Raw genomic sequence first — 22386 nt, forward strand, 5'->3', positions numbered from 1 at the left:
CGGCCATCTCTATTATACGATTGGAGATTCTTTTGTTACATCCCTTAAAGGTTTATTTTCACACAGGCATAGCCTGTGGTTTTAAAAGCATTAATAAAAAAACCATCTGAAGTTGCTTGCTTCAGATGGTAAATGGTTAGAATGATAGTTATACCGTTGCTAACATTTTTTCTAACGCCATGTTAGCATACCTAGTCGTTCGTTCATCTACTTTAATTTGATTAATCATTTCCCCATTTTTCAACGTATCAAGTGCCCATAATAAGTGTGGTAAATCAATGCGATTCATCGTTAAACACGGGCACATATAAGGATTTAATGAAACAATATCTTTATCTGGATTTTGCTGAATCAATCGTTTCACTAGGTTCATTTCTGTGCCAATCGACCATTTTGTTCCGGCAGGAGCTGCTTTAATCGTTTCGATAATATAGTTAGTGGAACCAGCGAAATCTGCTTGCTGGACTACTTCCCATTTACATTCAGGATGTACGATAATTTTTCGATCTGGTTCATGTTCTCGAGTATATGAACTATTTTTTGTTGTAAAGTTTTCATGCACCGAACAATGTCCTTTCCACAAAATAACGCGAATCGCTTGCACATCGCCTGTGTACTCTAGTTCTTGTTTTATTGGATCCCATACTGCCATCTCTGTTAAAGGAATCCCTAAATCGTATGCCGTGTTTCGACCTAGATGTTGATCTGGTAAAAACAAAATACGTTGTTTTTGAGTTAGCGCCCATTGGACCATTTGTTTGGCATTGGATGAGGTAACTGTTGCCCCTTGATGCTTACCAACAAAAGCTTTAATGTCAGCGGTAGAATTGACATATGTTAATGGCGTAATCGTGTCACCGAATAGTTGGTGAAGTTCATTCCAACAATAGTGGGTTTGTATAATATCAGCCATGTCTGCCATTGAACAACCTGCTCGCATATCGGGTAAAATCACTTTTTGATTATCACCCGTTAACATATCCGCCGTTTCTGCCATAAAATGAACACCACAAAAAACTATGTATTCGGCCGCTTTATTTTGCTGCGCTAGTCTGGCTAATTGCAACGAGTCGCCCGTATCATCTGCAAATTTAATAACTTCGTCTTTTTGATAATGATGACCAGGTATATAGAGTTTTTCTCCAAAAAAATCTTTAATCGCTTGAATTTGTTTAATCATCTCTTGCTCCGATTGTTCTAAATAGGAAGCAGGAATTTGGTTCGAATTTTGTTTGATTAGATCTAACAGTTGCATGCTCTTCTCTCCCTTTAACCTTTCATACTTATATCTAATGCTTTGGCACTATGTGTAATAAAACCCAATGAAATGTAATCCACTCCTGTTTGACGATAGCTTACGATATTTGTCAAATCAATATTGCCAGAAGCTTCCGTTACAATATGTTGTGGTACGAGCGTAATCGATTGTGTGATTGTTTCAGGATCTTGATTATCAAACATAATAATATCTACATCACATGCGACAGCCTCTTCCACCTGTGCTTTATTTTCTGTTTCTACTTCAATCTTCACCATAGGCCCAATTGATTTGCGTGCTATTGCAACTGCTTCGGTGATAGAACCATAGAATGCGATATGATTATCTTTTAACATGACGCCATCATACAGCCCATTCCTATGGTTAACTCCTCCACCACATGTCACAGCGTATTTTTCAAACAAACGTAATCCAGGAGTTGTTTTCCGTGTATCTGCTATTTGTGTATGTGTACTATTTAACTTTTGTTTCGCTACGTTAGTAAGGGTTGCGATGCCGCTCATCCGTTGCAAAAGATTTAAACACACACGCTCTCCCATTAATATGCTCTTAGCGCTTCCTTTCACAATAGCAAGCAAATCACCTTTTTTCACTTCTTCTCCATCGTGTTTAAGTGCGATGACTTTTATGGTTGGATCAATGATCTCATAAGTAAGTGCAATCATGCGTATGCCAGCTAAAATCCCTTGTTCTTTGGCTATAACAACTACTTCTTTTTCGTGATTATCAGGAAATAAGCTATCGGTTGTTAGATCTTTATCCCCGATATCCTCCAGTAAAAAATATTTTAATTGTTCTTTGACCTTTAACGTATTCATGTGTTTCTCCCTGTACCGATTTTTTGTCTTTTCTGTTGTTTCGTTTGTTCAATGTGCACTTGATTCCAATGCTCATTAACTATCGGAAAATCTCTTCGGTAGTGTGCTCCCCTACTTTCTGTTCGTTTTAAAGCAGACGTTACCATTAACCAAGTTGTTATCGTTTGATGTAACATCGCCTTCTGGAACACGGGCACTTCCGCTAAATCAATGACTAAATCAAATTGTTCGAGCCATTGTTTAAAACGAAGCAATCCTTGATGATCACGATAAATCCCCATGTACTGACTCATATTGTGTCTTAAATCCGATAAAGATGGTAAGTGAATGGCTGATTGAGTAGACGTGTTTACTGAAAAATGTTGCCTTTCCTTTGACTCTTCATTGCTTTTAGAAAATTTTATTGCATTTGCCACTTGATAGCCAAAAACAAGTCCTTCTAATAGCGAATTACTTGCTAATCGGTTTGCTCCGTGTACACCTGTGTTGGCGACTTCTCCAACTGCATATAGATGTTTCACTTTTGTAGCTCCATTGCTATCAGTCACCACGCCTCCCATAAGAAAATGGGCACCAGGGGCAACTGGAATCAACCCTTGATCCAACTTTATACCAGCTTGTTGACATTGTTTCGTGATCGTCGGAAATCTACTTGTGAAATCAGTTATCATCGATATATCTAAGAAAACGTCTTCTCCACTTGCTCTAGCATCAGCAATATACCGTGCCACTACATCTCTCGGGGCTAAATCATTTAATGGGTGATCTTCCATAATTCTTCGGTTATTGTTGGTTGTTAAATAAGCTCCTTCCCCACGAACCGCTTCAGAGATAAGACCATAAGACTTATTATCTTTCCAAAGCAACGTCGGATGAAATTGAATAAACTCCAGGTCACTAATAGTTGCACCAGCATGATAAGCGAGTGAAATTCCTTCGCCTAAAATAGAAGGATGATTTGATGTAATCTCAAATAATCCACCGCAACCTCCAGTAGCGAGTACAATATCAGAAGCAAAAACATGTGAAAGTTCGTGCTGCTTGCTTAGCAATTGCACACCAAAACATTTATCACCATTCACCAGTAATTGTATTACTGTTTGGTCGGATATGATGGTTATATTATCTTTTAATTGACGATATAAAAATGCCATTAGATTCTTTCCTGTTTGATCACCACCCGCATGAAGGATTCTAGCATGTCTATGAGCTCCTTCTTTTCCAGCTAGTAATCTTCCTTGCTCATTTCGATCAAAAGCAAAACCCTTGTCTATCCACGCATCGATATACGATCGACCATTTTTCACTAGTAGTTCAACTGCTTGTTTATTGTTCATGTCATAGCCAGCAGTGATGGTATCTTGATAATGCTGTAACCAACTGTCAGATTGATGAACAACTGTAGCTATCCCTCCTTGTGCTCGTGCTGTATTCGTACTAGTTAGGTCTTTGGTAATTAACGTTACTTTCCTATCTGGGTAGAGCTGCATGGCGACTGTGCAAGCACTAATGCCACCCCCGATAATCACGACATCTTCTTGTCTCTTTATTTTTGTCACCTTCTTTCTGTCTTTACACCTATCTTTACATAATTATTTACATATGACAACACTTAATTTAAACTAATGATTATTACATACGTTTAGAGGAGAGAATGTGATGATTTATTTAGATTATGCAGCTACAACGCCTATGTCTGAAGCAGCTCTTTACACTTATCAAGAAATAGCAAGACGCGGATATGGGAATAGTAATAGCTTGCATGACATTGGAAATTATGCCGCAGATATTGTTCGTATGAGTCAGAACCAACTGGCGGAAAAGTTGCACGTGAATCCGCAACATATTCATTTTACAAATGGTGGAACACACGCAAATCAACTGGGGGTTGAGTTATTGCTGCAGCATAAGCAAAAGCAAGGAAGGCACATCATTGCCAGTGGAATGGAACATAAATCAATTAATGACTTTTTAGAGAATTTACGTCTTAACAAAGGCTATGACATAACGTATTTGCCAGCAACACAAGCAGGAATCGTTGATACTAATCAATTACAACACATACTTCGATCCGATACTGTCTTAGTTATTGTCCAACACATTAATTCTGAAATAGGAGCGATTCAACCGATTGAAGAAATCGCTGGCTTATTAAAAGAACAACAGATTTTATTTCATTGTGATGGTATCCAAGCTTTTGGGAAACTTGCTATTGATCTAGCACAATTACCAATTGATAGTTACTCGATCTCTAGTCATAAAATTTACGGACCAAAAGGTATAGGAGCAGTTTATTTAAATCCACAGTCTGTGCAATTAAATAAACTGGATATTGGCACATTGGATGTACCTAGTATCGCTGCTTTTGCCACAGCTGCTAGTAGCATAGTGGAAAAACAAAATGAAGAATGGTTACAAATGCAAAAGCTTCGAGATAGCTTTGTACAACAGTTAAAAACGTTAAAGTTTCCACTTCAACTGTTAACCTATCCGAATCAACTACCATCAATTATTGGCATTCTTTTTGACGAGATACCTGGTGATTACGCAATGCTTGCCTTTAATCAAGCAGGAATTGCCATCTCTACAGGAAGTGCTTGTACGGTAGGTAATCAAATGGCTAACACAACGCTACTTAACTTGGGTTATACGGAGGAAGTGGCGAAACGTTTTGTTCGAATCTCTCTTGGAAAAACAACAACAATGAAGCAACTAGAAAAAGTCATTCAAGTATGCGAAAATATGATTACAAAATGGTATAGCACGTAGAAAGGAATAGGTAAGATGACATCAACCAAAAAATTAATTGGTAAAGCACGCCGCGATAGCATTATCGCTTGGTTAAAAGAAGAAACAAATCCTATCAAGGGGACTGAATTAGCGAATAGAGCTGGGGTTAGTAGACAAGTAATCGTTCAAGATATATCTTTATTAAAAGCAAAAGAAGAACCGATTATAGCTACAAGTCAAGGATATATTTATTTAACATCTTCTTCAGAAAAAAAGACATTCAGACGGATAATCGCTTGCGATCATTCACGTGAACAAACAAAAGACGAGTTGGATTGTATCGTGGATCAAGGGGTAACTGTAAAAAACGTCATGATTGAACATCCAGTTTATGGTAATCTGGAAGCGACACTGATGGTTAGTAACCGTCAAGAAGTAAAACAATTTATGGAGCGCATATCAGAGACGAACGCCCCATTTCTATTAGAATTGACTGATGGACCACATCTTCATACCATCGAAGCAGATCGAATAGAGCAATTAGATAAAGTAGAACAACAGTTAAAAAAACTTGGCATTCTTGTTATGACTAGTTAAGGTTGTTTCACCTTTATAGTCAATCTTCTACTAGATAGCTTGGGTAACTACCTAATATCTCGATAGAACAACCAAGTGCTTCAAGCTCTGCAATTGTATTCGGAATTAAGATATCATCCATTTGCTGCTCGATATCGATTAAAAAATAATAATTGCCTAAGCCTGTTTTCATCGGACGAGATTCAATCTTTGATAAGTTGATTTTTCGCCATGCAAAAGCAGCTAACACTTGATGTAAGGCACCAGCATGATCTGTTGGCAATGCAATCATAAGGGTGGTTTTTTGACCTTTCTCTGTTAATTGCTTGGATTCTAGTGTTGTATCCTGCTTATGTAATACGACAAACTTAGTATGGTTATTTTCAAAATCATGAATATTTCGTTGAACAATTTCTAATCTATATTCAGTAGCGGCTGTGTCATTAGCAATAGCACCTATCACTCTTTCTGGGTGTTTGCTTACATATTCAGCAGCTGCTCCTGTAGATGGGAATGTTTCTGCTTTCACACCCTTCATGCCATTATGTAAAAACCGATGACATTGTGCTAGTGCATGTGGATGGGAGTAGATTGTTTCAACATCATGCCAACTGTTTTTGTTATGCGTATGAACCATTAAATGCTGTCGAATCGGTACAATTACTTCACTTACAATTTTTAATGTTTTATTTTGAATTAGATAATCAATGGTAAGGTTCACAGTTCCTTCTAATGTATTTTCCAATGGTAATACACCATAAGTGATCTGACCGTGCTTGACAGCATCCATACATTCTGGGATCGTTCGATAACTTTGGGTCACTTCACTTGTAAATAACGCATCTACAGCAGCTTTCGTAAATGTTCCTTTAGGTCCTAAATATCCAATTCGCATGACACTTCCCTCCTCATCATCCACCAGCACTTAAAATTTCAACTTTTTCTATAGATGGAATATTTTTAATCATTACCATCAATTTTTCTATCTCTACTTGCATTTCTTCTACGTTTAACGATAACGTTACATTCGCTTTCCCTTGAAGCGGAATGGTTTGATGTATCGTAAGAATATTCCCACCAGCTTCTGCAACTGTCGTCAACAAATTGGATAGCGCCCCTGCTCGATCATCTAAATGAAAGAACAATGTAATAATTCGTTCATTCATTACTCGCTTAAATGGATAAATGGCATCACGGTATTTATAGAAGGCGCTTCTTGACAACCCAACTTGCTTGACCGCTTCAAAAACGGAGGCTACCTTCCCTCTTGCTAGAAGCTCTTTTACTTCTAATGTTTTTCGCATGGAATCGGGAAGAAAATCACTTCGAATCAAATAAAAATTCTCTTCTTTTTCTGACATGGAAAGCATTCCCCTTTATACTTTAGCAAGTACAAGTTGTTGACTTTGATTTGTGTAGCTATGCTGATAACTATTCGATAAATTCAAATTCATAATCGAGTAAACGGATGGTATCCCCGTCTTCGGCTCCTTTTTTACGAAGTGCATCATCTACTCCCATTCCACGTAGTTGACGTGCAAACCGTTGGACGGATTCATCTCTTGAAAAATCAGTCATACGGAATAGTTTTTCAATTTTTTCTCCAGATAAGACAAATGCACCATCAGGATCTCGACTAATATTAAATGGTGCTTCTTCTTCTTGATAACGATAGACCATACGTTTCGGCGCTTCTTCCACAGGTTTTGTGAATTTCGGAATCGTATCTAATTTATCAGCAATTGCAAATAACAGTTCGCGCAAACCTTCTTTCGTCAATGTGGATATCGGATAAATTGGATAAGCTTCGGTTAATTCTTCTTTGAATAATGCTAAATTATCTTGTGCTTCTGGCATGTCCATCTTATTCGCTACAATAATCTGTGGTCGGTCTAATAATGTCTTATCATATGCCTGTAATTCTTCATTTATTGTAAGAAAATCTTGATATGGATCTCTACCTTCTGTAGCAGCCATGTCAATAACATGCACGATTACCCTTGTCCGTTCGACATGTCGTAAAAACTGATACCCTAAGCCAATACCTTCACTAGCGCCTTCAATCAATCCTGGTAAGTCAGCAATTACGAAGCTTCGGTTATCTCCCGTATCAACTACACCAAGATTAGGCGCTAACGTAGTAAAGTGATAATCAGCAATTTTTGGCTTTGCAGCACTTACAACAGATAATAAGGTAGATTTACCCACACTTGGAAAACCTACTAAACCTACATCTGCAAGCAATTTTAACTCAATAATGATATCGCGCTCGATCCCCGGCTCCCCGTTTTCCGCAATTTCCGGGGCCGGATTTCTAGGCGTAGCAAATCGAATATTACCTCGTCCACCACGCCCCCCTTTGGCAATGACTGCACGTTGACCATGCTCGGTTAGGTCCGCTAATACCTCGCCTGTTTGTTCATCTTTTACCGTTGTTCCTGGGGGTACTGGTAATACCATTGGCGCTGAATTTTTCCCGTGTTGGCCTTTACTCATACCATTTTCGCCACGTTTCGCTTTGAAATGACGCTGATAGCGAAAGTCCATTAATGTATTTAATCCTTCATCAACTTCAAAAATAATATCAGCACCATTTCCACCATCTCCACCAGCTGGACCACCCATTGGAACATATATTTCACGACGAAATGCGACTAAACCATTTCCACCGTCTCCTGCTTTTACATATACTTTAACCTGATCGACAAACATATTTTGTCACCTCTTCATTTCACTAACCATGTTAAATCTAGATCATGATTTTCTTGTTGGTTTGTTTTACTGTTTACTTGCATGGAAGGATTCATTGTTTTTAACTTTTCTATTAATGTTTGTTCGTTTTCAATCTCTCCTTCTAAACGAAGCAGTATTTCTAACTGATGTTGATCTGTTTCACGCAACACTAACGTAACATGATACAACGACATTTTGAGACTGTGTTCGACCAAGTAAGTCATCAACTGCTTTAGTTGATCCACAACGGTTTGATCATCTACTGTTATCGTTTGATTTACTTTCACATCGTGAGACATACGAAAATTTGCAAATTCCCAATTAAATTGCATGATCCATAATGCCGTTTTAGGCAATGGTATACTCTGTAAATTTCGATCTAATGCTGCATGTTCCACAGCCTGATTTACTTTTTCCTGCACTTTTTCTATGTTACCCATTTGAGCATATCCCATAATTAGTTGCAGTTCATTCATCCAATCATGACGATAGTGTCTTAAAAGTTGAATCACTTCTTCTTCATTCATTTGTACACCGCCCATCTTACATTATGAAAAGTATAACAAAAAATAAATGACGTTAAAAGTTATTTTATGAATAGATGTATTTTTATCTGTTTATGATATGGGCTATAAAAATTATTGGTTCTCTGTCAAATGTGGTGGTGTAATTTTCACTCCACCATCTCTTTTATTACACTTACATTATTAATTATACTTGCACCTGAACCGCAGGGGAAATATACTCGCTTTCCTCGGGCACACAGGACGTGGGTCAGTTAGATATAATAGAGCCGGAATAACACCACATTTAGTATAGAGCCAAATTGTTTTTAACATGTAACGAAAAAAACGCTCACCCATATAGGGTCAGCGTTTTTTCGTAATTATGCTTCTTGTGTTTGTGGTAATGGATAGACGCTTACGCGTTTACGGTTACGCCCAACTCGTTCAAAACGTACCACACCTTCTGTTTTTGCATAAAGTGTGTCATCTCCACCACGGCCAACATTGAAACCAGGGTATACTTTTGTTCCACGTTGACGGTAAAGAATTGATCCACCAGAAACAAATTGACCATCGGCACGTTTTGCGCCTAGGCGTTTGGAAATGGAATCACGACCGTTTTTTGTACTACCCACACCTTTTTTAGATGCGAAAAATTGCAAATCTAAACGTAGCATTGGTTTGCACCTCCTTACTTTTCAGAGATGGTAATATATTGACCATAATCACGAGCAATGGTTTCTAATGAAACAACCATTCCCTCTAATAGCGTTGTAGCACGTGTTAACGTATTACTTGCTAGATCATCGGGCAGTTCTACATATAGATAACCACCTTCGCCACCTTGATCAATTATTGGCTCAATCTCACAAAGCTTTATCACTGCATTAACGGACCCAAACGAGACGGCTGACACGGCGGCACAAACTAAATCATGACCAACAGGACCACTCTCTGCATGTCCGCTCAGTTCAAAAGCAAATACATTTTTGTTTGATCTACGATAAATCGTAACTCGAATCATAATAGTCAACCTTACGCATTGATTTTTTGAATTGTTACTTTTGTATATGGCTGACGATGACCTTGTTTACGGTGGTAGTTCTTTTTAGGTTTGTATTTGAATACAGTAACTTTCTTTTGACGACCTTGTTTTTCAACTTTAGCCGCAACAGTAGCACCTTCCACGTAAGGAGCTCCGACTTTTACATCGTCACCACCAACAAAAAGTACTTTGTCAAACGTTACTGCTTCTCCAGTTTCTGCTTCTAATTTTTCAACAAAAACAGACTGACCTTCTTCAACTTTAACTTGTTTACCACCAGTTTCAATAATTGCGTACATACTACTTGCACCTCCTTCAAGAACTAAGACTCGCCATTACAGGTGTTGTATGAAACAACTTATGCCTTACCTGCTCTGCGCGGTTGTAGCAACGGGTGCTACTTGAATAACGTACTGATCGTATCATGAATCACAGGACCTTGTCAACTATCAGATGGGGATGTGTTTGGATATATTCTTCAATTAATGGCTCTGATCCGGCCCGTTTCACATGAAAACCTGTTACCCCTTTTGACGGCTCAAAATAAACCATTGGGAGATTGCTGTCTTTTAAATAATTCACATCAACAACTTGATCCCATAACTGACGAATTTTTGGTTCTACTTGAATAAGTACAGCTTCTACATCTGATGATTGTTGGCGAATAATTGTCCGTTCCAAGCTATATACCTGTGAAAGAGTCGAATACGCATTTTTTTTTGTTGCTGATTGATCTGCGATTAGCTTCGCAAAAGATGGTGCTTCTCTTTTTCTCGTTATTTCTAAAAGACCTAGTTTGGTGAATCCGTATATATTCGTTTGCATTCGATCCGATCGAAAGGCTTTTTTTAAAGCATCAATCACTTGTTTTTGATCTTTCTGTTCCTTCATATCAATAAAATCAATCACTATAATACCGGATAAGTTACGTAATCGAATCTGTTCGGCAATTGTTGGAACGGTTGTTAGGTTTGTCTTCACTGCCGTCTTTTGGTGATGATACCTATCAGCGAACCCTCCTGAGTTTACATCGATTACAACCATTGCTTCTGTTTCTTCAATAGATAAACTGATACCATTTTGTAGTGTCACTACCGGATCTAATAACGTTTTCCATAATTGATCTATCCGTGTCGGTAAAGATTGTTCTAGGGCAGTTTTCCAACTGATAAGCGAAGCAATTGATGGATACATCGCTCGCAATTGTTTTGCAAAACGCGCACTATCCACATAAATTGCGTCAATCTCACGAGCAGAAAATAGCCGAATAAAGCGATTGACACTGACCGAATCAACAAACAAGACTTGGGGAGCCTCTTTATTTTTTGTTGATTGCAATAGTTTAGTCATCTGGTTGCGTAAAGCTAAATATTCCGCCTCGATGACTTCACTACTTGCATCAACTGCCGCTGTGCGTATAATGGCGCCTTCTTGAGCTGTACGTATAGATGTAAGCCGTTGTAGCACTGGTTCAATAGCAGTGCTGTCTAATTTTTTGGATATAATCAGTTGATTGCCTAATGGCATATACACAAGATGTTGTCCTGGTAGTGTAAGATTGGCTGTTAATCGAGCTCCTTTTGTTGCATAGGCATCCTTCATCACTTGAACAATTAACGATTGGCCTTCTGTGATAACAGACTCGATTCTTTTATCTTCACCGTAAGGTATTTCTTTTCGTTGTAGGAAACCATCTTGTTCAGCACCAATATCAACAAATGCAGCTTGTAACCCTTTTTCAACTTTTTTCACTTTCCCAAGATAAATATTACCAACTTGTTGTGGATAATCCGGCCGATCAATAACTAATTCTTGTACTTTATCGTTTTTTACTGCAAGACCTATTTTTTCTGTTGTTTCATTAAAAAGGTATAAGGAAACCACGTATGATCCTCATTTCTATGATTTTCGGCAAACATCTGCTACCGTTGCCTGATATTGTTTTAAATTAAAATACATATAAAGGCATGCTTGTTCATCTGTTACTTTCATCCCATTTTTAAGATAAATATCATGCTGTTGCTCCCGATAAAATTGACCGAATACATCAATTAATTTTGTAGAAGCAGGGACGATAAGCGGGAGCCTTCGTTTTTTTTTCTTCCATAATAGTTGTCGATTTAATAAAAATCGGATAAATGTATAAAATCGTTGTTTCCATTCTAATCGATTTTCCCATAAGATAAAAGCAAATAATAGATATGTACTTAATGCTGTTTCTTGATGGTAAAACATAATACCAAGGATTATTACCGTAATTGTTACAGATATAACGATCATACTCGCATGTGCTTGTCGGAATGGTCGCAAATAGGATAGCCCTGCAAATAGAAGCTTTCCACCATCTAGAGGAAATATCGGTAATAAATTAAAAATGAAGATCGTCCAATTATATGTATAAGCAAACTGTATCAGTGAGGGCGACAATGTAGCCGAAGCATCTAATCCATATAACAAAAAAAATATCCCAATATGTTGTATGGGACCCGCCAAAGTTATGATAAGTTCTTGATAAATTGGTCGATTGGAATAGTTTTCTGTTTCCATCACGCCACCGAACATCCACAACATAACTTTTCTGATTTTCCACCCAAAACATTTAGCTGCGACAAAATGGCCGCTTTCATGTAGTAATACGATCGAAAAGACAAGAATAAATTCCATGATTGTCCCCGTAAGTATCGAAACTACTAAACTGAACCATAGCGTTGGGTGAATGACAATTGGTGGTATAAACTTAAGACGTTTCATCAACCTTAATCACCTGCACTGGGTCAAGATATTGGTTATTTTTTTCGATAGCAAAATACAGTTGAGTCGCATCATTTTCAGATGGCGCAAAAGAGCCGATTTCTTGATTTGCTTTAATGAATTGATATTGATTGACAGTAATATCAGATAAATTCCCATAGATTGATTTACTTTTATCCGGATGTTGAATAATAACAGTTTTGTTAGTCGTGCGATCATTACCAGCAAATAGAACGGTTCCCTCATCCATGGCAAAAACTTTTGACGCGTCATCCGTAGCAATCAAAATACCTTGTCCATTTGTTTGGAAGGACTCACTAATTGTTCCATTTACTGGTAACACTGATTGTTTGTCCGTTACGCTTGTCCCATTGTTTGAAACAAAAGCTAATGGTGATCCAAACTTACTTTGGTACCATTGATTGACAGTCGCGAAAGGAAATTCTTCTGTAAAGGCAACAGTAACTAGATGTTTAGGTTTCTGTAACCATGGTTGATCTAATTGATAACTGATGGTACAAGCTAAAAATATAATGCCAGCAACCATTGTTTTAAAAACAATTTTAGAAATAGCAGGCTGATATTCCAATTCTGAGGCTTTACTAGTTGTCGGAAAATAACCATGCTTTTCTTCTTCTTCAACAAGGAATTTAGCACTAGATGAAGGTGGATCCACGTGATTAGTACGTTTTTTTTGTTTACGCCGTGCAATATCTTTCCTTACCTGTGCAATATCTTTTTTCATCATTTTCACTATCCTTCATAAACAATTTGTGATTTGTACAAGTCTATGAAGGCGAGGGACCAAATATGTATCTCCAGTAAAAACAGAAAGAGTGCTTGCTAAGAAGCAAGCACTCTACTAATTTATGAACGCATACCAAAAAACTTTTTCACTTTTGCTAATATGCCTTTTTCATCTTCTAGTGATACCAATGGCACAGACTCTCCTAGAATACGTCGGCTAATATTTCGATAAGCTATAGAAGCTTTTGTGTTTGGTTGAAGCGCTACAGGTTCTCCGTGATTAGAAGCTTTGATTACTTCATCATCATCAGCAATAATACCTAATAATTCAATGGAGAGAATTTGAACGATTTCATCAATCGCTAGCATGTCACCATTTTGCATCATATGATTACGAATTCGATTAATAACTAGGTGAGGTGGTTCAATGTCCTCTTTTTCGAGTAAACCGATAATTCGATCTGCATCCCGTACACTTGATTTTTCTGGTGTCGTAACAACAACTGCTTTATCTGCTCCAGCAACTGCATTTTTATATCCTTGTTCGATACCTGCAGGACAGTCAATTAGAATATAATCAAACTCTTGCTTTAGTTCTGTTATCATTTGTACCATTGCTTCAGGTGTTAAGTCGGATTTATCACTTGTTTGTGCAGCTGGTAAAAGATATAAACAATCAAATCGTTTATCCTTAATTAGAGCTTGTTTCAATTTACAACGCTCTTGAGCCACATCGATAATATCATAAATAATTCGATTTTCGAGCCCCATAATAACATCTAAATTTCGTAATCCAATGTCTGTATCCATTAGACAAACTTTTTTATCATTCAAGGCTAGTGCAGTACCAATATTTGCAGTTGTAGTTGTTTTCCCTACACCACCTTTTCCTGAAGTGATTACAATTGCCTCACCCATTTAAAATTCTCCTTTCAAACCCGTTTAGCTCTGGTCTTTTTTGTGTAAGAATTTGCAAACGATCAATGATGATCTTTTCAGCTTTTTCATCAATAAAACCACATTCCATATAGACACCGGAAGATTCATAGTCTGGTGATCTACTAATATAATCAGCAATACGCAATTGCATCGGTTGCATGTATGAAGCAGCTACAACTGCATTTCTATTCCCAAAGGACCCAGCATGGGCTATTCCTCTTAGATGACCTAAGACAAATATATTTCCTGTTGCAGTTAACTTACCGCCAGGATTAACGTCTCCAACTAATAATACATCTCCAGTAATCTCAATCGACTGACCTGATCGAATCATTTTAGTGATAACTTTCACTTCATTTTCTTCTTTCCATTGCAGTGCATCTTGTTTCAAAATCACATCTGATTCAATCGATTGTACAACTAACTTGTTCTTTTTTCTAATCAGATCTCGTAAAATTTGCTCCTGTTCATTATGTAAATAACGGTGACCAAGTCGGATATTAACGGTTATCATTGGTGAATCATCATCAATATATTGCGTAGATAATACTTGATCTAACTCTTCAAGGATTGCAGTAAAAGAACAGGAATCATCTATATTTAATGTTAATCCATCCCGTGTTCCTTTAATGGTGATTAATTGTTTGTTAGTTGTCACGGTTGGTTCACCTCGTTTTCCATTTTTCAAAATCTATGTCTATTTTTTATTGTCAAATCGAACCGTTGCCCATTTTACTAATCGACTTTTAAAGATAATATAAAACACAATAAACGCGATTGCATTTGCTATAAGTGTGGGTACTAGTCGATATACCATATAGCCCGTTAACGGCATGTTGTTAACTCCAATAAAAGAATAAACAAATGATATGCCCATATCAACAAGTGCTACACCTAGAATCGTTAGTAGAAATGCTACAAAAAAATTAGCATGTAAAAGTTTTCTAATACCATGAATAAAATAAATGACCAGTGCATAGATAAACATATAAACACCAATTATATTTGTGTAGGCGATATCCGTCATTAAACCAATAATGACTGCCGCTAGAATAGAGTAATATGTATATTCCATATCATAAAACAAAGCCATTAAAACTAAAAAAACAAATGTCCAGTGGGCAATGATGAACAAGTCTCTTTGAGTTATATCAGCTGGGATAAACTCATAGGCAACTCCTTCAAATACAAAGATTAAAACAAGTAGAAGAGGAATGTAAAGACGCGACATTATTCTTCCTCCTCTTGTTGTGAATCACTGGCATTATCCATTACACGATCAACAACGATGACATGTTGCAAATCGGTTAAGTCTGAAGATGGTTTTACATAGGCAATTTGAGTCAGTCCATATTGATCAGTTGTTACTTCTTGTACTTCGCCAATCTCTAAACCCTTAGGAAAGACGCCACCTAACCCAGAAGAAAACACAAATTCACCTGCTTTAACCGCTTCATTATAATCGGTAAACTCTAACAATAATGCTTTTCTATCTTCATCATATCCCAAAATAAATCCGCTGGCATCTTCATCTTGATCTGCTATATTTACGTTTACTGAAATTCGGTTCGAACGGTCAAAACCATTTAACAAAAGAATAGTTGAAGAAAATTGCGATACAGTCTGGATCTTTCCAATCATTCCAGTGCCAGTAATCACAGCCATGTTTTTTTCTACCCCATCTTGTTTTCCTTTGTTGATGGTTACTTGTTTAAACCATTTTTCGGGACTGCGAGAAATGACAGAAGCTTGGATCGGATTATACGAACTAAGAGAATCTGATTCCGTTTTATCAATAATAGACGTCAACTCTTCGTTCTCTTTTCGAAGTTCTTGCACCTCGTACAGCGTTTGTTGATATTGTTCCAGTGATTCTTTTAGCTGTTGGTTTTCTTGGTAAACATTTTTCACATCGTCAATATTTGAAAAAACATTTGTTACATAGTCAACTGGTGTATGAATTGCTTGTTGTAGCCAACCAGTTGCATCCTTTACGAATTGTTCTGGCGCTGTTATATGATCTCGTTCTTGAATGGAAAAACCAATTAACCCTACAAGAATGATAATTCCAATTAATATGGTAAACAACCTTTTTCTACGAAAAAAAAACATACATAAACACCTACTTAATCCATTGTTGAACGGGTAGAGATATTCGGTTGTGATTTAAAATGTTGAATGTAATCTAATGATTTTCCAGTACCAATCGCTACGCTATCTAATGGTTCTTCAGCGACAAACACTGGCATTTTTGTTTGCTCACTAATAACAGAATCCAAACCAGCAAGTAAAGCTCCTCCACCAGACAACACAATACCTCGATCCATGATATCTGCTGCTAACTCAGGCGGTGTTTTTTCTAGTGTATTTTTCACTGCATCGATAATTGCATCTACTGTATCTTTTAAAGCAGATGAAATTTCTTCTGCTGTAATTGTAATTGTCTTAGGCAACCCTGTTAATAGATCTCTCCCTCTAATATCCATTTCTTCATTGTTGGTTGGATCTCCTGCAAAACCTATATCCATTTTAATTGATTCAGCAGAACGTTCGCCAATCATAAGATTGTATTTTTTACGAACAAACTGAATAATTGATTCATCCATATTATCCCCAGCTGTACGAATCGATCGACTTGTCACAATACCACCTAAAGATATAATAGCAACTTCTGTGGTCCCTCCACCAATATCAACAATCATGCTACCGGTTGGTTCCCAAACAGGAAGTCCTGCACCTATTGCAGCAGCAAAAGGTTCAGCAATAGGAAATGCATCTTTTGCACCCGCTTGTTTTGTTGCATCAATAACTGCGCGTTCTTCAACCATTGTAATACCTGACGGCACACAAACCATTACATTCGGTTTACGGGCAAAAGAAGAACGATTCTTTTGCGCTAAGCGGATATAGTATTTCATCATTGCTGCCGTTGTATCATAATCAGCAATCACACCATCCTTCATCGGTCTGATTACCGATATATTCCCAGGTGTACGACCGATCATATTACGAGCATTACTTCCAACAGCTTCAATATCACCTGTTGAGTTGTTACGAGCAACCACAGAAGGCTCTCGTACAACAATGCCTTTACCTTTTACATAAACTAACGTATTTGCTGTACCTAAATCTATTCCTAAATCTTGCGAAAAACTAAATCCCAACTTTGATCTCCCTCTCTCATTTCTAACGGTGTTATCAGTTTATTTTTATTTTTAGCAACTCTTGTGATATCCATGTATGTTAATCATGTACATGAATATGTTGACATTTTATGAACATAATAAGCGCCAAGCACAAGTGAACTTGTTAAATGGCGCCAAATACAATTTCGTCTATACAATTATACGAAAAAAAACAAAAAATAGATAGTGCTATACGTATCCTTTTTCTTTTAATGAGACAAATTTATGATCTCCGATAACTAAATGATCCAAAAGTTCGATACCAATCATTTTACCACATTCGGCTAATCGTTTGGTCACATGGATATCTTCTTGGGAAGGAGAGGGATCCCCAGATGGGTGGTTGTGGCAACAAATAATAGAGGCGGCAGCTCGTTTTACAGCTTCACGAAATATTTCTCTAGGATGTACAATGGAGGCATTTCTTTATCCGAACTTTAGTTTGGTTTATCAAAATGCAAGAACGTTGATTTGACAGTATTTTCAACACATTAAACTTTGTTTCTCTTTATCTTAATTTATTTAAAGTGACGTAAAATTAACATGTTAGTCACTTTTTTCGTCACTTAAATTTAGTTTTTTCGTTGTAAAGAAATATTAAAACACGAGCCATAAAAGAGGCGAAAATTCATTGTGTAAAAGCATCTATGAGATCAAAAAAAGAAGCACCTACTTGATAAAGAAATACAGTAGGTGCTTCCTCTCTATAGTGAAACGTCATAAACGCCTAATCGAATTGGATCTCTTCTTTCCTGTATAAACAACTTCAATCCTAGCATTTCTATATCTTCCACTTCATCTTCGTAATATAAAAAAGTAAAATTTCTTTGGTGATCATGAACTTTGATGATTCTGCAATTTATATCGGGGTCAATTTGGGTTTCAATCATTTCATATCTCATTCAATTCACCTCTTTATTAAAATAGAATATTTAAATATGCTTGGTATTTAGGTTTTATAAATAAAAAACCACCTTGTATTAGGCTTTATTCTATATAGAGATACAAAGTCCTTTGTATTTTGAAATATTTTACTTCCATTATATTTCTGTTGGAAAAAAGTACTTGCTTAACGTGGTATAAATATAGATTTAAAAATCTAATTAAACACCTACAAATCAATGTTTTGATGATTTTATTTTAAAATGAATAAAACGATTTTTTGATTAAAAGTGTATCATTTACAGTATCACAAACAAAAGCACCTACTTCACTGGTAGGTGCTTTTGGATTTTCAGTTAGTAATAGTTATTAAAAATAAATAGTAGGATCTACTCTTGGTTGACTATATGTGAAAATATCTTCTAATTGTAAATTAATAGCACCTTTTGTTTCTGTGTCAAGAGTGAATGAAAAAGGTTGTATCAATCCAGTAATAAAAGGTATTGTCTCAAAGTTTATTCCATTCTCATCTTTGAAAAATTCTTTAACATAACAATCAGCTTCTATGATTATGTCTCCAGAAATAACAATTTGTTCTGCTATTATATCTATATTAAAGTCTTGAATCCTTTTAATGTCTATATTATTCAGCAAAGGTTGTCCACCATAAATTCTATATTCGTCTTTAATATTATTCAAAGATGAAATATAGTCAGTGCATTGATAAAACAACTCATTAAATAGAATTTGTGATTCAAAATATCCTAAAACAAAATCTTCATCAATTCCTTGGTAATCAATCCATTTTTGTAAATATTGCTTTTTCCCTTGCTTTTCTTCAATATAATTATTTATTTTCACATCTTCTGTCGCTAGTTTTTTCAAATTAAGAAAAGCTTTAAATTTTTTTGTGTCCTTAATTAAATCTGGATGTATGTTCTTCTTCTGTTCGTCAAAAAAGTCTGCTACGTTCTCAGTTATAAGATAACAATCCATGATTTTATTTTCTTCCACATAATTTACATAGGTTAACCATGTTGCAGCATCACGAAATTCAGACTTATTCTCTTTAAATGGTTTAATCCGATTTACTGACCTGTGTATCAGGTCAGATAATATATTATTTGGAGAAGGTAAGATTTTTAATAAACCTTTATCTTCTAAACCACTATAAAAACTCTTAAAATTACCTACTATATCGCTAACTTCTTCTTCACTCTGATAATTTGTATCTAACGTTTCAAAGATACCGTATTTATATTTTTGTAAATTTTTTTTTGCTTTTTTTAATTCAATTAAACTTTTACGCACATTCATTTCAAAATATCTTTCAGCTTCTTTATAAACAATATTAGACATATAAAAGGTTATATCTCTATACTCTTCTGCCAATTTCAGAAGAGTACTATTATAATTCCCTTTAAATAAAGGATCAGAAAAAATAACAGTTGTATCTAAAAATATATTCATATTATTACTCTCCCATAAGTATTTTTAAATACTATAAAAAATATATTTCACACCATATTATTTAACAGTATCATTATCTCTATTTCTCAGCAAATGTTTTTCTTTTAAATGTTTTTTCACCTTTTATACAGGAATTTTGTATATGAATAACGAATCTTTCATTTAAGAGGATTAATTAAATCAAACATAATTCAACCTAAAGGAATGATTCTTTATAGATAGAAATGTGATCAAAAATATAGATAAACACTTAAAAAAATACAAAGAAAATAAAATAGCTGCAGAGAAAAATATAAGAGACTTATATACATATCAAAAGGCTGATAAACCATATGCATCAGAAGAAGAAATTTATCAAGAAATTATTAAAATAGCTAAAGTTAATGAGAAAAACCATAATTTTAATGGTACTAAGTATTTTTTTATATCTTTCATAATAATTATTTATGGTTATATGTTTAATACTACATTACTTAATAGTAATGATCCAGAAAGCTTAATTTCCAGTGTAAATTCGAGTCTAAATGATATGCAATCTCTTGATGGACCAATTTGGGGTATTACTATAGGATTTTTATTAATTGCATTAACATTTATTTTCTCTTGCGGGCTAATCATTTCGCTAATTTGGCTCGTAATATATTTCTATGATTTGAAAGAAAGAAAGCCAGCTAATATCACTTTTATAATGATAGAATTACTTGAAGAGAGATTGAAGGAATTACAAAATAACAAATCCTAACCACATAAAAATTCGATCAGAATTAATTTAGTTTCAATTATTCGCCCCTCATCACATAATGAGGGGCGTTTTTATTAAAAAATTGATAAAACACATAAAAACTATTTACTTTTTTAAATAGGTATAGTATAATTAAATTATAGAAGGGAGGGAAACAATTGGAGGATATAAGAAATATAGTCCTCACCATCGCAGGGTTTATAGCCAGTATCAAGGGCATACTTGATATAATAGACTGGATAAACAACGATGATAAGGACTAACACACACGAGGGGCTTTGCCCCCTCTCACACTTATATTATAACACATCCTCCATTAAAAATAACATGAAGAGAATACAATTAACTGATATGTTGGTATTTATTTTAATGGCCACATTATTGTTGGATATTGATTTTAATGAGACGAAACCGTTAGAGTGGATAGCCTTAATCGTTTCTAGTGTGTGGCTAGTTATTTTTATTATTAAAATTTTACTTCCAACAAATAAGAAAGGATCTTAAATATGAAATATCAATTTCAGAATGATGAAGACTTACTAACCTTTTTAAACAAAAATTTACTATCAGCAAATGAAACGGCAGAACTTCTTGGTATTTCAAAAGCCAGGGTTGGAACCCTGGCTAAGAACGGAAAGTTACCTCTTGCTAAAGAACAGCCTAAGATGTTTTTGAAATCTGTAGTTTTAGAGAAAAAAGAAGAGCTTGAGGAATTGAGGAAGAAGTATAGACCGTATGATGATTAAACAATCTGCGATGTTACTATCCAATAATATCAATAAATTTAAAGGAGGGGCTCTATGAACAAAGAGAAGTTACTATCAAAATTTGACTTAGCGGTTCTTTTAACATTGATTATCGGAATAAGTTATGTGCTTACTTATTTAAAGTATGTAGGGAAATTTTTTATCTATGACATACCCTTTTATTTTATCGACGTAGGGGCTAAAGAAGTGTCACTTACTATGTTATTTCTTTCTCCACTTTTTATTAATCTTATTATAATTGTGACAAGTGCTTTTAAATACAATTTTTTTACACTTTTTGATCTTTTTTCATTTAACGCTTTTAAGCAAATTAAGGAATCGGAAAATGGCATTAAAAACCTCAAAAACAAAGCCATAAGTATTAATGAAGAACTAAATTTGTATAAGCAATCTTTAGATAAACGAGATGATAATATTAATATTGATTCAAATTTAGCATTGACATATTCGGAAAAAGAAGAATTCCTTGAAAAACAAAATGAAAATTCAAAACTTAAGGAACAGCTTAACGAGTCTAATACTTTATTAGAAGAAATTGAAATTAGTATAAAGAAAAACAAACAATTGCAATTATGGTACATAATAGCTTTATGTAGTTTTATTATCCCAATCCTTATCTTCATATATTTGTCTGTAATATCTAATAATCCAAAATTTTATATGAGCTTATTTATTTTTTTGTTTCAGTTATTGACAATTCAACTTTCACAAAAGAGTATAAAGAAAAAGAAATTTTTACTTTTATCTTTAATTATTATAACCTGTTTAACCGTAATTCCCATTTGCTTAGGTTTAATTAATGGTTATTCAAATAAAGATTTTTATACCTTTGAAAAAGATGAAAATAATTATGTAGTTTTAACTATATACAAAGACCAATTCTTGTATACTGAAATTGATCGTAATACAAACAATATTAATGAGACTTTTAATTTAATTGATATTAAGGATGTAGAAAATTTCAAATTAGAGAGTTTAGGAAGACTACAAAGAGAATAATAATTGATAATACATAAATTATTTTAATTATCTTTGTTTATATTTATTTTTTAAGTAGCCCCCACATTGTGAGGGCTCTTTGTTTATAAAAATCTTGAAAATAGGTCGAATACATTCAATAAATAGTTGCATTCACGCAACCATAATGATATAATTGAATTATAGAAAAGGAGGTGAACAAGTGGAATACTTAGCAAAAATAATAGCTTCAGTTATC

25 protein-coding genes, 1 pseudogene and 1 other annotated feature are annotated in these 22386 nt (G+C 35.2%); of the genes and pseudogenes, 5 read left to right on the plus strand and 21 right to left on the minus strand.

Going from position 1 to position 22386, the window contains the following annotated elements; translation table 11 throughout:
• Positions 1 to 148: 148 nt before the first annotated feature.
• The 3 genes from nadA to nadB are packed head-to-tail and all read right to left on the minus strand — an operon-like array spanning position 149 to position 3656.
• Positions 149 to 1255 (minus strand): quinolinate synthase NadA, encoded by a 1107-nt coding sequence (gene nadA / locus DES48_RS14925; RefSeq protein WP_113870114.1) that lies wholly within the window; start codon positions 1253 to 1255, stop codon positions 149 to 151.
• Between the two features lie 14 nt (positions 1256 to 1269).
• The gene (gene nadC / locus DES48_RS14930; protein ID WP_113870115.1) at positions 1270 to 2097 is read right to left on the minus strand and encodes a carboxylating nicotinate-nucleotide diphosphorylase; all 828 of its coding nucleotides are present in this window, start codon (positions 2095 to 2097) and stop codon (positions 1270 to 1272) included.
• Positions 2094 to 3656, minus strand: a complete 1563-nt coding sequence (gene nadB / locus DES48_RS14935; RefSeq protein WP_245911494.1) for an L-aspartate oxidase — start codon at positions 3654 to 3656, stop codon at positions 2094 to 2096. Before nadB ends, nadC begins: the two co-directional genes overlap by 4 nt.
• Positions 3657 to 3756: 100 nt before the next feature.
• On the opposite strand from nadB, the gene DES48_RS14940 reads away from it, so the two are divergent.
• Together DES48_RS14940 and DES48_RS14945 are read left to right on the plus strand one after the other, a co-directional pair.
• The gene (locus tag DES48_RS14940) at positions 3757 to 4866 is read left to right on the plus strand and encodes an IscS subfamily cysteine desulfurase (protein ID WP_113870116.1); all 1110 of its coding nucleotides are present in this window, start codon (positions 3757 to 3759) and stop codon (positions 4864 to 4866) included.
• 15 nt (positions 4867 to 4881) lie between these two features.
• On the plus strand, positions 4882 to 5424 hold the full coding sequence (locus tag DES48_RS14945; RefSeq protein ID WP_113870117.1) for a transcription repressor NadR: 543 nt from the start codon (positions 4882 to 4884) through the stop codon (positions 5422 to 5424).
• A 19-nt stretch (positions 5425 to 5443) separates the two neighbouring features.
• Here the strand turns inward: DES48_RS14945 and pheA are convergent, their stop codons facing one another.
• The 18 genes and pseudogenes from pheA to DES48_RS15035 all read right to left on the minus strand — a co-directional run bounded on the left by pheA (position 5444) and on the right by DES48_RS15035 (position 19661).
• The gene (pheA, locus tag DES48_RS14950) at positions 5444 to 6298 is read right to left on the minus strand and encodes a prephenate dehydratase (RefSeq protein ID WP_113870118.1); all 855 of its coding nucleotides are present in this window, start codon (positions 6296 to 6298) and stop codon (positions 5444 to 5446) included.
• A gap of 16 nt (positions 6299 to 6314) precedes the next feature.
• The gene (locus tag DES48_RS14955; protein WP_113870119.1) at positions 6315 to 6764 is read right to left on the minus strand and encodes an ACT domain-containing protein; all 450 of its coding nucleotides are present in this window, start codon (positions 6762 to 6764) and stop codon (positions 6315 to 6317) included.
• Positions 6765 to 6834: 70 nt separating this feature from the next.
• Positions 6835 to 8115: a GTPase ObgE gene (gene obgE, locus DES48_RS14960; protein ID WP_113870120.1), complete on the minus strand. Its 1281-nt coding sequence runs from the start codon at positions 8113 to 8115 to the stop codon at positions 6835 to 6837.
• Between the two features lie 14 nt (positions 8116 to 8129).
• Positions 8130 to 8663 (minus strand): Spo0B domain-containing protein, encoded by a 534-nt coding sequence (locus DES48_RS14965; RefSeq protein WP_170126242.1) that lies wholly within the window; start codon positions 8661 to 8663, stop codon positions 8130 to 8132.
• Positions 8664 to 9022: 359 nt separating this feature from the next.
• Positions 9023 to 9319 carry a 50S ribosomal protein L27 gene (rpmA, locus tag DES48_RS14970; RefSeq protein ID WP_079708380.1) on the minus strand — a complete coding sequence of 99 codons (297 nt, stop codon included), beginning with the start codon at positions 9317 to 9319 and terminating at the stop codon, positions 9023 to 9025.
• 14 nt (positions 9320 to 9333) lie between these two features.
• On the minus strand, positions 9334 to 9666 hold the full coding sequence (locus DES48_RS14975) for a ribosomal-processing cysteine protease Prp (protein ID WP_113870122.1): 333 nt from the start codon (positions 9664 to 9666) through the stop codon (positions 9334 to 9336).
• Between the two features lie 11 nt (positions 9667 to 9677).
• A complete protein-coding gene (gene rplU, locus DES48_RS14980) occupies positions 9678 to 9986 on the minus strand; it encodes a 50S ribosomal protein L21 (protein ID WP_113870123.1) in 309 nt (102 codons plus the stop codon).
• 16 nt (positions 9987 to 10002) lie between these two features.
• Positions 10003 to 10081: a sequence feature (ribosomal protein L21 leader region), on the minus strand.
• A 35-nt stretch (positions 10082 to 10116) separates the two neighbouring features.
• A complete protein-coding gene (locus DES48_RS14985; RefSeq protein ID WP_113870124.1) occupies positions 10117 to 11571 on the minus strand; it encodes an Rne/Rng family ribonuclease in 1455 nt (484 codons plus the stop codon).
• A 15-nt stretch (positions 11572 to 11586) separates the two neighbouring features.
• Positions 11587 to 12438 (minus strand): M50 family metallopeptidase, encoded by an 852-nt coding sequence (locus DES48_RS14990; RefSeq protein ID WP_113870125.1) that lies wholly within the window; start codon positions 12436 to 12438, stop codon positions 11587 to 11589.
• A complete protein-coding gene (locus DES48_RS14995) occupies positions 12425 to 13186 on the minus strand; it encodes a M23 family metallopeptidase (protein ID WP_113870126.1) in 762 nt (253 codons plus the stop codon). Before DES48_RS14995 ends, DES48_RS14990 begins: the two co-directional genes overlap by 14 nt.
• Positions 13187 to 13305: 119 nt before the next feature.
• Positions 13306 to 14103 carry a septum site-determining protein MinD gene (gene minD / locus DES48_RS15000; protein WP_113870127.1) on the minus strand — a complete coding sequence of 266 codons (798 nt, stop codon included), beginning with the start codon at positions 14101 to 14103 and terminating at the stop codon, positions 13306 to 13308.
• Complete coding sequence (gene minC, locus DES48_RS15005; RefSeq protein WP_079708373.1) at positions 14096 to 14782, minus strand: septum site-determining protein MinC; 687 nt, start codon at positions 14780 to 14782, stop codon at positions 14096 to 14098. The genes minD and minC overlap by 8 nt, the downstream gene beginning before the upstream one ends.
• 39 nt (positions 14783 to 14821) lie before the next feature.
• The gene (gene mreD, locus DES48_RS15010) at positions 14822 to 15355 is read right to left on the minus strand and encodes a rod shape-determining protein MreD (protein WP_079708372.1); all 534 of its coding nucleotides are present in this window, start codon (positions 15353 to 15355) and stop codon (positions 14822 to 14824) included.
• On the minus strand, positions 15355 to 16236 hold the full coding sequence (mreC, locus tag DES48_RS15015; RefSeq protein ID WP_113870128.1) for a rod shape-determining protein MreC: 882 nt from the start codon (positions 16234 to 16236) through the stop codon (positions 15355 to 15357). Before mreC ends, mreD begins: the two co-directional genes overlap by 1 nt.
• A gap of 14 nt (positions 16237 to 16250) precedes the next feature.
• Complete coding sequence (locus DES48_RS15020) at positions 16251 to 17288, minus strand: rod shape-determining protein (protein ID WP_079708370.1); 1038 nt, start codon at positions 17286 to 17288, stop codon at positions 16251 to 16253.
• Positions 17289 to 17498: 210 nt separating this feature from the next.
• Positions 17499 to 17732: pseudogene (locus tag DES48_RS15025) on the minus strand (JAB domain-containing protein); the annotation flags it as partial.
• Positions 17733 to 18013: 281 nt separating this feature from the next.
• Positions 18014 to 18211: a hypothetical protein gene (locus DES48_RS15030; protein WP_113870129.1), complete on the minus strand. Its 198-nt coding sequence runs from the start codon at positions 18209 to 18211 to the stop codon at positions 18014 to 18016.
• Positions 18212 to 18560: 349 nt separating this feature from the next.
• Positions 18561 to 19661: a PIN domain-containing protein gene (locus DES48_RS15035; protein WP_113870130.1), complete on the minus strand. Its 1101-nt coding sequence runs from the start codon at positions 19659 to 19661 to the stop codon at positions 18561 to 18563.
• 226 nt (positions 19662 to 19887) lie between these two features.
• Between DES48_RS15035 and DES48_RS15040 the strand changes: the two genes are divergently transcribed.
• The 3 genes from DES48_RS15040 to DES48_RS15055 all read left to right on the plus strand — a co-directional run bounded on the left by DES48_RS15040 (position 19888) and on the right by DES48_RS15055 (position 22169).
• The gene (locus tag DES48_RS15040) at positions 19888 to 20403 is read left to right on the plus strand and encodes a hypothetical protein (RefSeq protein WP_113870131.1); all 516 of its coding nucleotides are present in this window, start codon (positions 19888 to 19890) and stop codon (positions 20401 to 20403) included.
• Positions 20404 to 20909: 506 nt separating this feature from the next.
• Positions 20910 to 21149, plus strand: a complete 240-nt coding sequence (locus DES48_RS15050; RefSeq protein ID WP_113870133.1) for a helix-turn-helix domain-containing protein — start codon at positions 20910 to 20912, stop codon at positions 21147 to 21149.
• Between the two features lie 54 nt (positions 21150 to 21203).
• Positions 21204 to 22169: a hypothetical protein gene (locus tag DES48_RS15055; RefSeq protein WP_113870134.1), complete on the plus strand. Its 966-nt coding sequence runs from the start codon at positions 21204 to 21206 to the stop codon at positions 22167 to 22169.
• Positions 22170 to 22386 lie beyond the last annotated feature (217 nt).

Origin of the sequence: Paraliobacillus ryukyuensis (assembly GCF_003315295.1) — a bacterium.
In the GTDB taxonomy this organism is placed as follows: domain Bacteria; phylum Bacillota; class Bacilli; order Bacillales; family Amphibacillaceae; genus Paraliobacillus; species Paraliobacillus ryukyuensis.

Coding starts and splice junctions, on each gene's coding strand:
- DES48_RS14945 (WP_113870117.1), top strand. CDS start 4,882: ATGACATCAACCAAAAAATTAATTGGTAAAGCACGCCGCGATAGCATT.
- DES48_RS15050 (WP_113870133.1), top strand. CDS start 20,910: ATGAAATATCAATTTCAGAATGATGAAGACTTACTAACCTTTTTAAAC.
- pheA (WP_113870118.1), bottom strand. CDS start 6,298: ATGCGAATTGGATATTTAGGACCTAAAGGAACATTTACGAAAGCTGCT.
- DES48_RS14965 (WP_170126242.1), bottom strand. CDS start 8,663: ATGAATGAAGAAGAAGTGATTCAACTTTTAAGACACTATCGTCATGAT.
- DES48_RS14995 (WP_113870126.1), bottom strand. CDS start 13,186: ATGATGAAAAAAGATATTGCACAGGTAAGGAAAGATATTGCACGGCGT.
- nadC (WP_113870115.1), bottom strand. CDS start 2,097: ATGAATACGTTAAAGGTCAAAGAACAATTAAAATATTTTTTACTGGAG.
- DES48_RS15035 (WP_113870130.1), bottom strand. CDS start 19,661: ATGAATATATTTTTAGATACAACTGTTATTTTTTCTGATCCTTTATTT.
- mreC (WP_113870128.1), bottom strand. CDS start 16,236: ATGTTTTTTTTTCGTAGAAAAAGGTTGTTTACCATATTAATTGGAATT.
- DES48_RS15030 (WP_113870129.1), bottom strand. CDS start 18,211: ATGAGATATGAAATGATTGAAACCCAAATTGACCCCGATATAAATTGC.
- obgE (WP_113870120.1), bottom strand. CDS start 8,115: ATGTTTGTCGATCAGGTTAAAGTATATGTAAAAGCAGGAGACGGTGGA.
- DES48_RS14990 (WP_113870125.1), bottom strand. CDS start 12,438: ATGAAACGTCTTAAGTTTATACCACCAATTGTCATTCACCCAACGCTA.
- rpmA (WP_079708380.1), bottom strand. CDS start 9,319: ATGCTACGTTTAGATTTGCAATTTTTCGCATCTAAAAAAGGTGTGGGT.
- DES48_RS15055 (WP_113870134.1), top strand. CDS start 21,204: ATGAACAAAGAGAAGTTACTATCAAAATTTGACTTAGCGGTTCTTTTA.
- minD (WP_113870127.1), bottom strand. CDS start 14,103: ATGGGTGAGGCAATTGTAATCACTTCAGGAAAAGGTGGTGTAGGGAAA.
- nadA (WP_113870114.1), bottom strand. CDS start 1,255: ATGCAACTGTTAGATCTAATCAAACAAAATTCGAACCAAATTCCTGCT.
- mreD (WP_079708372.1), bottom strand. CDS start 15,355: ATGTCGCGTCTTTACATTCCTCTTCTACTTGTTTTAATCTTTGTATTT.
- DES48_RS14975 (WP_113870122.1), bottom strand. CDS start 9,666: ATGATTCGAGTTACGATTTATCGTAGATCAAACAAAAATGTATTTGCT.
- rplU (WP_113870123.1), bottom strand. CDS start 9,986: ATGTACGCAATTATTGAAACTGGTGGTAAACAAGTTAAAGTTGAAGAA.
- DES48_RS14955 (WP_113870119.1), bottom strand. CDS start 6,764: ATGTCAGAAAAAGAAGAGAATTTTTATTTGATTCGAAGTGATTTTCTT.
- DES48_RS14940 (WP_113870116.1), top strand. CDS start 3,757: ATGATTTATTTAGATTATGCAGCTACAACGCCTATGTCTGAAGCAGCT.